8 protein-coding genes and 1 tRNA gene are annotated in these 12,796 nt (G+C 59.8%); 4 read left to right on the top strand and 5 right to left on the bottom strand.

The genetic code is table 11. The features are described from left to right. Positions 1-4: 4 nt before the first annotated feature. The gene (lipA, locus tag M9921_05755; GenBank protein MCO5296345.1) at positions 5-919 is read right to left on the bottom strand and encodes a lipoyl synthase; all 915 of its coding nucleotides are present in this window, start codon (positions 917-919) and stop codon (positions 5-7) included. Positions 920-1,068: 149 nt separating this feature from the next. On the opposite strand from lipA, the gene M9921_05750 reads away from it, so the two are divergent. Further along, complete coding sequence (locus M9921_05750) at positions 1,069-2,304, top strand: S41 family peptidase (protein MCO5296344.1); 1,236 nt, start codon at positions 1,069-1,071, stop codon at positions 2,302-2,304. 81 nt (positions 2,305-2,385) lie between these two features. Beyond that, positions 2,386-3,120, top strand: a complete 735-nt coding sequence (locus M9921_05745; GenBank protein ID MCO5296343.1) for a hypothetical protein — start codon at positions 2,386-2,388, stop codon at positions 3,118-3,120. A 165-nt stretch (positions 3,121-3,285) separates the two neighbouring features. On the opposite strand, the gene M9921_05740 is transcribed toward M9921_05745, so the two are convergent. Both M9921_05740 and M9921_05735 read right to left on the bottom strand, forming a co-directional pair. Next, positions 3,286-4,554: a hypothetical protein gene (locus M9921_05740; GenBank protein ID MCO5296342.1), complete on the bottom strand. Its 1,269-nt coding sequence runs from the start codon at positions 4,552-4,554 to the stop codon at positions 3,286-3,288. After that, positions 4,529-5,077 carry a sigma-70 family RNA polymerase sigma factor gene (locus M9921_05735; protein ID MCO5296341.1) on the bottom strand — a complete coding sequence of 183 codons (549 nt, stop codon included), beginning with the start codon at positions 5,075-5,077 and terminating at the stop codon, positions 4,529-4,531. Before M9921_05735 ends, M9921_05740 begins: the two co-directional genes overlap by 26 nt. A 339-nt stretch (positions 5,078-5,416) precedes the next feature. On the opposite strand from M9921_05735, the gene M9921_05730 reads away from it, so the two are divergent. Continuing rightward, complete coding sequence (locus tag M9921_05730) at positions 5,417-6,085, top strand: hypothetical protein (protein ID MCO5296340.1); 669 nt, start codon at positions 5,417-5,419, stop codon at positions 6,083-6,085. A 301-nt stretch (positions 6,086-6,386) separates the two neighbouring features. Here the strand turns inward: M9921_05730 and M9921_05725 are convergent, their stop codons facing one another. Continuing rightward, positions 6,387-9,947 (bottom strand): hypothetical protein, encoded by a 3,561-nt coding sequence (locus M9921_05725; GenBank protein ID MCO5296339.1) that lies wholly within the window; start codon positions 9,945-9,947, stop codon positions 6,387-6,389. Between the two features lie 425 nt (positions 9,948-10,372). Here M9921_05725 and M9921_05720 point away from each other — a divergent pair, with 425 nt between their 5' ends. After that, the gene (locus tag M9921_05720) at positions 10,373-11,230 is read left to right on the top strand and encodes a hypothetical protein (GenBank protein MCO5296338.1); all 858 of its coding nucleotides are present in this window, start codon (positions 10,373-10,375) and stop codon (positions 11,228-11,230) included. 1,468 nt (positions 11,231-12,698) lie between these two features. On the opposite strand, the gene M9921_05715 is transcribed toward M9921_05720, so the two are convergent. After that, positions 12,699-12,784 (bottom strand) — tRNA-Leu (locus M9921_05715). Positions 12,785-12,796 lie beyond the last annotated feature (12 nt).

Here is a 12,796-nt window from a genome sequence, read left to right as displayed (position 1 = left end):
CCGCTTACGAGTTCAGACGTCCGGAAGCGGGATCCTGTGCCTCGAGCTTCTTCACACGCTCGGCCATCACCTTCTTGCTGAACTCGATGGCGTTGTACGAGCTGCGGATGAACGGTCCCGACGCCACGAACGCGAAGCCCAGATCTTGGCCGATGGCCTCGTACTCCTTGAACTCGCTGGGGGAAATGAACTCGTTGACCGGCAGGTGGCGCATCGTGGGGCGCAGGTACTGCCCGATGGTCACGGCGTCCACTGCGCGGTCGCGCAGGTCCTGGAGGGTGGCGACGACCTCTTCGCGCGTTTCGCCCAAACCGAGCATGATGCCGCTTTTTGTATAGATGCTCGAATCCAGCTCCTTGACCTTTTCGAGCAATCCCAACGAGCGCTCGTACTTGGCTTGCGGGCGCACGACCGTGTGCAGGCGCGGCACGGTTTCGACGTTGTGGTTGTAGATTTCGGGGTGCGCGTCGGTGACGAGCTTGAGGCACCACTCTTTGCCTTTGAAGTCGGGGGTGAGCACTTCGACGATGACCAGGGGGTTTTCGGCGTGCAGGGCGCGAATCGTGTCGGCGAACTGGCCGGCCCCTTCGTCGGCGAGATCGTCGCGCGCCACGCTGGTGACCACGACGTGCTTGAGGCCGAGGTCGTTGGCGACCTTGGCGACGCTGGCGGGCTCCTCGGCGTCGACCTCGGTGCCGCGCCCGACCTTGATCGCGCAGAAGCCGCACGAGCGGGTGCACGTGTCGCCAAGGATCATAAAGGTCGCGGTCTTCTTGCTCCAGCACTCCGGGAGGTTGGGGCAGCGGGCGCTCTCGCACACGGTGTGGAGGTTTTTGTCCCGCATCATCGACTCCACCTGTTTGATGGTTTCGGGGCGCGGAAGACGGATCGTCAGCCACTCCGGAAGTCGCTGGGTCATGGGCAAAGTATACCGACCGCCCCGATTCCCGATTCCCGATTCCCGTTTCCCGATTCCCGATTCCCGTTTCCCGTCTCCCGATTCCCGTCTCCCGTTTCCCGTCACTTCGGAAACCCCGAAACGCGGTAATCCCGTAAGGACACTCAGCCATGCTGAAACTCCGCCCGTTTCGCGCTCTCGCCGGCACGCTGCTGCTGTTGGCCTCGATCCTGTCCGCCACCGCCCAAACGCTGACGGTCGAACAGAAGACCGAGGTGCTGGACGGCATCGACAAGATCGTGATGGAGCGCGCGTTCGTGCCGAACATCGATCTCAAGCTGTGGCCCGAGCACTTGGCCAAGCACCGCGAGGCGATCGACAAGGCCGAGCAGCAGGGCGACTTCGTGCGCGAGGTCAATCGGGCGCTGCGCGAGTTCGGATTCAGCCACATTCGTTTGCGCACGCCCACCGCCGCGGAGGCGCGGCAGCGCACCTCGGTCATCGGCGTGGGGTTGACCGCCCGCCCCGAGGCGGACGGCCTGGTCGTCTTGGCGGTGACGCCGAAGAGCCCCGCGGAGGAGCTGGGCGTGAAGCCGGGTTGGAAGATCGTCGAGGTGGACGGCAAGGTGCCGGAGAACCCCGCGGTGCTCACCGGAGACGAGGGCACCGACGTGGCGCTGAAGATCAAGGACGAAGCGGGCGAGGTGCGCGAGATCACCTTGAAGCGCCAGCGGTTCTCGGTGTTCCGTCCCGACACGCTCACGTGGGCGGACGAGGAGTCGGCGGTGCTGCGCATCCAGAGCTTCTCGCGCGGCTACAACCAGAAGGCGATCGAGGAGCTGATGGCGGAGGCCGCGAAGGCGAAGTACCTCGTGCTGGACCTGCGCTCGAACGGGGGAGGGCTGGTGAACAACCTGCAGCACCTGCTCAGCCTCCTGATGCCGCCGGACACGCAGATCGGGGCGTTCATCAGCCGCTCGACGTTCGACGCGTACGTGAAGGAGAAGCCCGGTCCCAGCCCCACGGTCGAAGCGATCGCCGAGTGGTCCTCGCGCAAGTACAAGACGTCGAAGAAGGCGGTTGAGCCGTTCGCGGGCAAGGTGGCGGTTCTGGTGAACCGCGGATCGGCCAGCGCCTCGGAGATCTGCGCCGCGGCGCTGCGCGAGAACCTGCACGCGCCTTTGGTCGGCGCGCGCACCGCGGGCGCGGTGCTGGCTTCGGTGTACGGGAAGCTGCCGCAGGGGTTCGAGATCCAGTACCCGATCAGCGATTACGTGACGGCGCAGGGCCGGCGTCTCGAGGCCAACCCTCTCGACCCCGACGCCGAGGCCGCGGGGGGCAAGACCGAGGATGGGAAGGACCCCGGCATCGAGAAGGCGTTGGAGATGCTGAAGGCGGGCGGGTAACGGGCACAGGACCCAACGAGCAAGCCCCCGTCAAGCACTTTGGGGTCTCACAAGAGACTGCGATGGGTCAGGATGCGTTCAATGGCCAAGCTTCGACTCCCAGTGGCGCTTTTGCTCCTGGTGGCGATCCACGCCACAGCCCTTGTCACGACGGGCTGTCAGAGGCAAGCCACAGGCGGAGATGCCACATCCCCTCCCCAGGTCCGGCGCGTGGTCGTCCAGGGCAAATACTGGAGTTCCTACTTCTCGGGTCCCAGCCGAGATCCGTCGATGGGGAACTTCATGCTCTTTGGTATCTTCCCTTGCCAGTTCCTTGCCGATGGAGCGTTTCGGAGCGAGGACTTCGGGAATGGAACCTGGACGCTGGAGCCCGGCGGGCTGGTGGTTCTGACCCGGGACCACGAGCCCCCGATGACCTTTCAGGCCCAAGACGGCGGCGACGTCCTGGTCGCCAAACGGGGAATCCACTGGGGGATGGAGGACAACCACCTCCGCCTCCTTCGTGACAATCCAGATCGCAAGCAGAGACTCCTTGGCCGCTACGTTGTCGCGGAGGCTGGTTCAGCGGCTAAGGAACTGCCGCAGTCGATGACGTTCACGGAGCAGAAAGTCACTGCAGGCAATGTCTCCGGCGACTGGATCGCGGCCGGCGACTATGTCGTCCTCATTGGAAGGCACGACACCGCGTACATGTACCCCTCGTTTGTATTTCGAGTCGAGGAAGAAGGACGCAAACTGGTCTTCCACCCAAGCGATCCGTACCCCGAATTCCGCGACGGCAAATGGGACCTCGTCTACGTGAAGACTCAGGATTAGGCCCGAGCGACAACGAGACAAGCCAGCGAGACACAAGGACTGCCTACGACGGGGGGCGACGGTGTCCCTTAGAGATTCGTTGGGCGGCGCTCGTCTCCAACTGCCTTATGTCTGCAAGGCGCGCCAGTGCCAGGGATGCGCCTCCTTTGCCCCCCACTGCACACATCAACCACCGGTCGCGATGGCGACCTGGTCTTCGCCGGACGGCTTCCATAGCAATCGGTAGGGGCTCTCAGCGTAGAGGGGGTCATCGACCACAAACGTCGCGCGTCCTACTGTTTTGCTCCTGTTCCCAAGTTTCCGCCCATCGGTCGAGATCAAGGGCTGAGACGGGTCCTCTGCCCAAACCGCGACGCTGATCTTGAACGGAGGATGCAGCGTGATGGGCTCACCTGCACCCAATTCGTCGCCAAGGATGAGTTGGCCGTTGGCAAACACGGGAGAGCGCGAAGGTGTGAGCTGGTCCAACGAAGGCACGCGGAAGGGATCGGGTGGCGCTCCGCCCCCATGGCGCAGACCCTCAACCCACATGCTTCCTTCCTTCAGATAGTTCCCGCGTGCGCCGCCCGTCCAAAGCGCCAATACGCTGTACCTGCCGACGATGACGGCCTTGAGAGAAATAGCGACGCCTCCAACCACCTGCTTCTGGCCGGGCTGAGCAAGTCGTTTGGCAAGCTCCACCCGGAGGGCAGGGTAGTCACACAGCGTCCCAGCGGGAGGCAAGAACCTCGCATCTGGAATGTCTGTGGGGTAGTCGTAGATGTTGCGCTCGATCAGCCGCCTCCCCTGCAGGTCGAGAACTTCCCGCCGCAGGGGAAGACGGGTTGAGGGATCGACAAAGAGATCGAACCGCGTCCCACTGATCGCGACGGAGTAGCGGTCTACGATTTGCCCGCCCTCGCGGAGACCTGATCGGTGATCGAGGATGAGCGCCTTGGGGTAGGCGAGGTAGGAGCCCAGGTCCTCGATGGGCATACCTGACGGCTCCGTGTCGTCGATAAACCCCTCGCCTGCGCTCGACACCATGAACATGCGGTGTCCGTCGTACCCCTTCAGGCGCAAGCCGCCGTAACCGTCGGGCATCGCTGAGAGAAACTTGCCGTTCTCGATCCAGGTTTCGTAAGTGAGGTTGAAACTGCCAGAACCATCCGGCTTGAAGGTCATGGCATGGCGTGTAGTTCGGGCACGCATGGCATCGGCGATCTGTACTAGGGCCGCCGCGCTCGCAGTTTGTGGTTTGAAGAGGAACGCCAAACCAAGTATTGCCGCGGGCATGGCGATGGCGGCCGCCCGAAGCCAAATTCGAGTCCGTGACTTCCTGACGGGTGACGCGATCTGCATCATGCGTACTGCGCGCGCGACGGCATCCGCACTCGGTTCTTCCGCGCGGAGCGCTTGGATCTGTGGCTCAAGGAAGGGCTTGTTGGGGTGCATGTTCTGTTACCTCTGGTTCCTGCTCCAGAAGGGTTCGAAGACGTCGACGGGCATAGAACAGCCTCGCCTTGACCGTGCCGATTGGGACGCGCAGGATCGAAGCGATCGCACGGAGCTTCAGCTCCTCGACCTCGTGCATCACGAACGTCTCGCGCAGTTTGTCAGGGAGGGTCGCCAATGCGGCGAGCAGCCCCTCGCCATCGATACACGATGCGTAACCCGGTTCCCACATCGGCAGATCGCGGGACAGGGGACTCGTATGCCGACGCTTGCGCTTCCACTGGGCGAACTCGTTGTACGCGATCCGGTGGAGCCACGTGCTCAAGCACGCGCCGCCCCGGAAACGATCGATGTTCCTGCGAGCAGTCAGAAACGCTTGTTGGGCAAGGTCTTCCGCGTCCTCTCGGTGCCGGGTGAGGTGGCGAAGGAGCCGAAAGAGCGCGGGGTAGTGCGCGCGAACGAACACTTCCGCCGCTTGTTCGTCACCCGCCGCTACTCGCTTCGCCAACTCCAGATCAGTCATCGCGTATCCAGTGTCCCTCGAAGGATGGAACGCTGGATTAGATGCTGTGTCCGCCCAGAAGGTTGGGATAGAAGAACGAGTAGCCGGCCAGGTCCTGGGCGCCGTGCTGTCAGGGGGACACGTCCTTCGGATCAGCGATCCGTCGGCCAGTCGTCCCCCATTCCCGGCAAGGGGGTCGAGCCGTTCGCCGGCAAGTTGGCGGTTCTGGTGAACCGCGGATCGGCCAGCCCCCAAACCAGCAAACTTGCCGGGTCTTCGAAAATTGTTCACGGCGCCATTCCAAACGGCGCACGCCGATGCTAGAGTACGGGTGGACTGTTTAGAAAGGAAGGCATTTTGATGAAGCAAACCAAGGCTCTGTTCACCCTTGTCGGCCTCACGGTCGCCGCGGACGCCGCGATGGCGCAGGCGTTCAGCACCGGCCCGGGGCTCGCCATGACGGGTGGTACGGTCGACCCGAACTGGTCGGTCACGGTGCCGGCGACCCTGGGCGGCGGCACCGCCTCGGCGGTGATGCTCAACCACACCGCGGCAGACTTTCCCTACAACGTGTACGTGGCCAACGACGCGGCGTCCCAGTGGATCAGCTTCACGGCTGACGGCGGCGACAGCCTCTCCCCGGCTTTGACGACCGGAAACTACACCTACACGACGAGCGTGAACTTCGGCGGGGGCGGGTTGCTCAGCGGCTACCTCTGGTCGGACAACGCGGTGCTGGACGTCTCGGTCGGCGCCAACTCCTACGGAACCGCCCCGCTCGCCACCGTCTACGGCGACGGCAGCGTCGGCTGGTTCCAAACGGGCACGGCTTTCTCGTTGAACACGGTCTTCACGGGAGTCCAAACCGTCGCCTTCACCATTCGCAACGGGGTCCCGGGCGAGACGTACGATCGGGATCCCACGGCGTTCCGCACGGAGCTCTCGCTCAGCCCGGTGCCGGAGCCGTTCACGGTGGGTCTGGGCGTCGCCGCCCTGGCCGTGGGCCTGCGCCGCCGTAAGAACCGGTAGGCACCGCCTGCCCCGGAATCCAAAGAGGCCCCGTCGAAAACGACGGGGCCTCTTTGCTTTGAAACTTGGTGCGCGGGAATCAAGGCTTCTACCTGTTTGAGTCTCCATACAGGTAGAGACTCGGTCCTGGACCGGGGGGCCTTGGGTTCAGTGGGGTGATTTGGCCCACAAAGTGGCGCGGCTGGTCCAGATGGTCTTGGATCACAGATCTTGCTCCATGTCAGCGCTCTGATCGGTGGCGCTGGCTTCCGAGCTGAACTCCTCAGCTAGTGCCACTAACATGCGTGCCGTTCTGGTGAAATCAGACCTCGCCAAGCAGTGATCGGTATCGAGCTTCTTCTGTCCGCTCTAACCTCCCGCCATCGTCGACTCCTCGAGATGTAACACCTCGGGCATTGTGACGGCCGATTCTGACATGCAGATCCAGATCGTCGGAAGCGGTGATCTCGATTGCTTGGCATACTTCGCTGGGTGGCCAGATACCGTCCTCGTCAGGTTGAGATTTTGCGAGCAGATCACCGATAAATGCATCTGCTCTCGGCAGGAGTCCCTTCTCAGCCGCAATCGACCGGGCGGCCGACAGCCAATCAAGCAGCATGCGGAGGTTGATCCGCCCCTCATCGCTACCAGGCAAGACGTCCCAGGCGTGAAGGACTTTGTAGGCTGTCTCTGCCAATGACCGACGAGCTTCCGTTTCGTTTCCATCAGATTCACCATCAGTTGGGTAGATCTTGCTCAAGAGCTCTACGAAGAACTTCGGATCGCTCGCCAGTGCCCTCCCAAGGCCTCTCGGACGGTACTCAAACCAAACCAGGGGCATGAAGTAGAACTCCAGTCGGGCAAGTTCAGTGTCCTGGATTCGGCCGGACCCAGAAAGCACTTCGAGGGCTTGCCGAACTTCGCTCCCTAACGTTGAGAGTTCGCCAGGCTCAAAGGACTCTCGCGTCGACAACGCATTCAAAGCGTCGACCATAAGGAGTTCGCGCTCAGCGGAACTGCCAGAATATGAAAGCGAGGACAAGAGGTGCAAGAGATCAGCTTCGCGCCCGGCATCAATCATCCGCCGAGCGAACAGCATGTAATCGTCCTCGGAGTAGGCACGAGTCGTCCACACGTTGATTCGACTCCAGTACAACTTCGAAACCTGTTCTGGCTCGGTGTCTAGGTGTTTCCACGTATTCCGATCGTTGGGTAGGACAAAGAGGAGTTCTGCCCTCTGCTCTGCGCTCCAAGGCTCAGGTCCGCCAAGCAGATCCAGTATCCAGGCTGGACCGTCGTCGGCGAAGTGTTGTGCAGCGTAGCCCATGGCTAGCTGCCGGCCCCAGCGTTCCTCGCTTCCTAGGTGGCTCAGCAGGAACTGCGTTTCATCCTCTCCGGTCCAAATACCCAACTTTGCAGCGATCTCCCCCACTACACCCGGGAGCTCTGCTCGCTGGGCTAGATCAAAGATGCCTAAAGTTCCTGATTCCCTCAGAATTGCCTTGAGAGCCTCATTTCGCGCCTCGTCAATCAACGCATGACGCTGGTCGTAGTCGTCCTCCTTCACGCCTAGGTCGACCCACGGTTGAAAGAGCCAAAGGCTCCGCAATGCGACATCTAGCGGTTCGAAGCTAGTCATCACATCCTCATATCTATCGCATTGCTCGGCGGTCATAGCCCATTCGGCTTCAGGATGGCTCCGGTGCCTTCGTAGCACACGGCTCATCCCATCCCAAATTACGAACCGCTCCTGCTCTTCTCGAATGTCTTCGACCACATCTCCCAGGCGTTCGAGAATCAAGTTCAGCCACTCGTCGGGGTAGCCCGCGAATGCGCTTGCTAGGCTTGCCAGCCGCCCTGCATTCACACCCGCGTCTCCGACCATCCAGCCAAGCACCGTATCGTAACAGCGCTTTACTTGAGTCTGAAACTGCTCAGATCGTTCACCACCCCATTCGCGAAACTCCGGGCGACTCGTGGGGTGGGCTACATCGTGGTCTCGTGGCATGAGCTGACCGAGCAGATCCCACGATGCAACCGGATGTGATTGTCTCAGCGAGTCAAGAACGGCCATGCGTTCTTCTGCGTCGGCTTCGGTACAGGGGTGCCACGGCACATACACTTGGCGAAGGCTGGCTAAGGGGTTGTTTCCAGTTCCATTGCCGAATCCTCTCTCGTGTAATGCGCACAGACACTTACTAGCCCGCTTGAGAAACCGCTTGCTCCAACACAACCGTTCTAGGGACCACAATAACTCGGAATGGCGGCTTCCACCCATGAGCGGCTGCGTTTCCGTTGCGAACAGGCCGAGCACCGCAGGATCACTCCGGTTGAGATCCCCCTCGAGCGCAGCGAGAAAGTGATCCGGCGAGGCTTCCGCCAAAAGTGACAATGACGGAGCCAAGGCGAACCACTCTTTTTCGCCCGCCCCACTCACACATTGATCAACGAGGCGATCAGATATCTCATGACCTGAGGCGTAAGACCCGACGGGAGAATCGTGTTCGGACAGAACTGCGAATGTCCGCGCAAGGCCAACCTTTACATGTGAACTGTAGACCGGACTCTTTCCAAGAAGCCTCGCCTTCCACCGCTCAGAAGGATCGAGGTCGAAGGACGGATCACTTTCGCCGAGAATCCCGGGTGCCCGAAGCAAGAACGGGCTGAGCACAGAGCTAGTGACTAGATGGCCCAACTGATCCCATGCGAGCCCGTCATCGGTGAGGAACCACACATGACCAGATTTGCGAATCAGAGGCGGCTGCCGCCTAGAAACTCTCGCAAGCGTTCGTTCAACTTCGTCCGGTCCCGTACCAGCGAGTTCGGCGACAAGCGAGACGTCGTGGACGTTCTCTTCGCTCCATCTATTGACTAACAGGGCTGCCGAGATGATTGCGTGATCCGACTTGTCAAGGTCGGACAGGTCGAAAGGGGAGGGGGGAGCTCCCAGCTCCTTCCTCATCAGTTCGACACCGGAGCGAGCAGCTCTTGCCGCACGCGACGCTACGTCAGAGTCCAAGCCATCCCGGCACATACGTTCATGGAGAATGCTCACTCTTACCCTAGGGAGGTGTATCCCTCCCTCGTACTTCGTGGGATGTCCACAATAGAGAACCTTGTTCGATGGACTGACTAGGCCAATGTGATGATCATCTAATCCCTCCATCGGGATGAGAATCGCATTTCGGACAAAGGGCGTGACCTGCTCGAACGCTGCCAGAGATGGGATATAGAGAGAACGGCACATGAGCCAATCAGCGACCTCCGGCGGCAGAGACTGAACGGCGCTGTAGGCGAATGCCAGCGCATCTGTCTGGCTACAACCGCTTATGGTCAGGAATTTGCGCTCGAGCTGAATCAGTTCCCCGAACTGCTTGGCTTCCTGATCACGACCAGACACCAACCAGTCATTGCCGATCCTCAACTGACAGGGCGCAACCCAGTTCTCCCACCAGTCTCCCAAAGAGCGAATCAATGAAGACTGTTTGAGCTTGATGGCCACCTGAAATCCAAGGACAGCATGTTGGTCAAGCCACTCCGAGATATCCTCAAGGTCATAAAAGACAACATCACGCCAGATCCCCTCCGAACGTCTGTCCTCTGCCCAGGATGCCTTGGCCGTGTCCGAGCTCTCACTGAACCTTCGGAGGCTAACGCCAACGTAAGTGACCAACGAGCGGTCAAGACGGGATTCTTCGAAACTTCGCCGCTTGAAATCATCGTTAGCTTTGGCTTGAACGTCCTTTCGAACGGAGACTTCCCACACTGAGTCGCCATCCGGCACATAGCTGCTGCCAGAGGCTTGAACAACCCCGTCAAAGCCGTCTGAATACACCCCAGTTCCCGTGTTGAACTCGATTTTCGCTTGTGGTCCGACCGTCAAACGGATGAGGCTTCTGAGGAGCCAAGGCAACTCTCCGGCAGCTGCTTGCTCGTTGGCCCAAGTTTTGAGCCGATCTGCTGAGATTTGATGCGCACCTTCCACAACGTTAGGATACGGTGTCCCGCGGACGACACGTAAGGACTCCTCCAAAAGCGTCCTCGGTCCTGGAATTCAAACGGCCCCATATCTCCAGCATACGGCCATAGGGACGCACCACTCATTCAGCGGAGTTACGTCGTACAATGCGTCGGAGGGCCTTCGCCGATCGTTTCGCCTTGAACCGGCTGGAGGGTCTACCCGGAACAACGATGGAATTCTTCGCAAGGCATGTGTGGCGCGAGTTCAAGCTGTCTCCCCAAGGATTGCGGCAACGCCAATGCCCTTGACACTGCCGCTCGCGACTTCACCGAAGGAGTGATGACTTAATGGCTCGCGCTCGTAGATTTCCCAGAAGGGCAGCGATTCTCACAGTTACCTCTGCACTCTGGAAACGCTTCTGGGTCAAAGCTGTTGTCACCCTACTTGCCTTCGCCATCTTAATTCCGACGCCTTACTTTGGGTTGGCCCTAACAATGCACACCTATGGCATCTACGCAAAGCCGGATTCAGCAGAGTTCACTATTGACGGCGTGGCCGTAGGTAAGAGTAGCGACTTCCTCTACCGCGGGTTCATGGGCTCCGATGACATTGAGTGTAAGTTCAAGTCCGGCGCGTTCACAAAGATAAGGGTCTTCCCACGACTCTCCGATGACAGCTCCTCAAGCCTCTTCATTCACGAGAATGGTGATGTCATCAGTTATGGAGACCTCCGCTTTGAGCGATTGGACCAAATGGGAGGAGTCCCAGGGGCCTTAACCACCGGAACCTACTGCTACCCTTCGCTTCCAAGCAGAATGGAAGGCCCATCCAGTAGTGTCGTCCTGCCGTCGTCTTTCGATTCCCTTTCTCACTTGCAGGCCTGGACCAGGTCTCTTGGAAGTAGCCTTCCAGCGCTTACCCGATGGAAAGGCACTCAGCTAGGCGTTGTGCGCGTGTTGCGGTCTAGTGAACGAGAAAGTGATTTTGTCCTGGTGTTTGCCTCCATGGGTTCCGCATGGAAGTTGGCCTACGCGAACTTGTCAGGCGTGATTAGGATGGAGAATGCCTACGGCGATCTTGAAGTGGCGATCGATGGCTCGAGGAATCTGGTCATGAAGTCAAGGGGAGGAGACGACATGACGATTCCGTTTGGAAGGGGCTTAGAAGCAATTGCAGCTGCGTTTGCCCAGAAGTCCCAAAGGTGAGCACCGGTACATGTCATGGCTCCATCTCGTCCAGCGATACCAATATTGAGAGTGGTTGCGGTATTGGGCGTGAGCGTTGTCATGTCGCCATTGTGGATGCTGATAACGCCTCCGTATTGGATAGGTCTTCATGGCACCCTTGAGACACTTGCAAGCTATTTGGTTGGCTCAGCCTTCGTCGGCTCTGTATACGTCTTGATTGCATGGTGGAGAGCGAAGGTCCCAAGTCTCTTTTTTGCCTTTGTGCTTCCGATGGTTGGCACACTGGGCTACGCACTCTTCGACTCTCTTGTTCACCGTTGGTACCCAGATTACTACTATGATGTTCTGAGCACTCTCTACACTGGTTTGATTTGGGCGTATCTCTTTGGGAGTTTCTTGGCGGTGCCCCTTGCGATCCTACACACCTGGTTGATCTGGTTTGCGCTGGGGGGCTCCAAGGCAGGGCGATTCTGTTGAGGATCCATCGTAATGTCGGCTCGGCCCCGAGGAGTCCGAAGTTACGGTGGATACTGAAGGTCATCCTAGGGTGCACCGCTAACGTGGGTCTTCTTGTGATAGTCGGGGCTCTCCTCATCACCATGCAATCGCCTCACGACTTTCTCTTCATCGGGGCACTTGGTGCTGAGGTTCGTGGCACTTCATACTGGGTTTGGGCTGTCCTACGGCTCTCATTATCCGCTCTCTCCGCATACATGTTCCTGAGATCTCTCAAAGCAGCCAAGCTGACGTTTTCAATGCGATCGGCTGGGGAGGAAGATCCTTCGGGAGCGTTCTTCACGAGGTACTTCAGATGGTTCTGGGGCCTTCTCCGCGTTATCTGGGCCGTGCTCTACCTTGCCACTGGCGCGACAATCCTCCTAGCACCAAGATGGGTGATCTCTTGCTTGCTGGGCTTCCCGGTCTCTCTGTTGGTTGCGCTACTGATCTCTTGGACCTATATGCCTTTGGCATTCCGGGTCGCCAAGAAGCGCTCTGGATCCGGCTGAAGGGCTAGCAAGCAGGTTCAGCCCAATCGACTCCTGCCGGCTAGGGCTGACCGGGCGACTCTCGATGCCCGTACTTGCCGTGACGTGCACCCGCGTCGGCAAGAGCTGCCAGCGCAATTGGGGGCCCGGCGATCCAAAGAGAATTCGGAGACCAGCCGGTCACGTCGAGTAGCAGCGTGACGAGCCCGGCGGCGGAAAGGAACGATGGCAGTCCGAGCCAAGCTCGCCAACCGGCCCCCTCAGCCCCTGATCGTTGAGCGAGAATGGCCAACAGCCCTAGGAAGAGAAAGGTCCACTGCAACTCGCTCATCGCTCTACCCTAGCCAATGGACGGTCAAGGACAAGACGACCGTTCTGGAAGCAGAACAGCAGCTCCGGTGGAGGAGCGCTCCCCGGGTTAAGATGTCTACGCGTTGTAGCCCAGAAGAGTGGACCACATCCCCCACAATTGCAGGTTCCATTGAACCTAGCGAAAAAAATGGTGCGCGGGAAAGGACTCGAACCTTCACGCTTTGTGGGCACTACCACCTCAAGGTAGCGTGTCTACCAATTTCACCACCCGCGCGCGAGGGACATT

The organism is Fimbriimonadaceae bacterium (genome assembly GCA_023957775.1).
Lineage (GTDB): Bacteria > Armatimonadota > Fimbriimonadia > Fimbriimonadales > Fimbriimonadaceae > JAMLGR01.
This window is presented reverse-complemented; position numbering and strand designations above follow the sequence as displayed.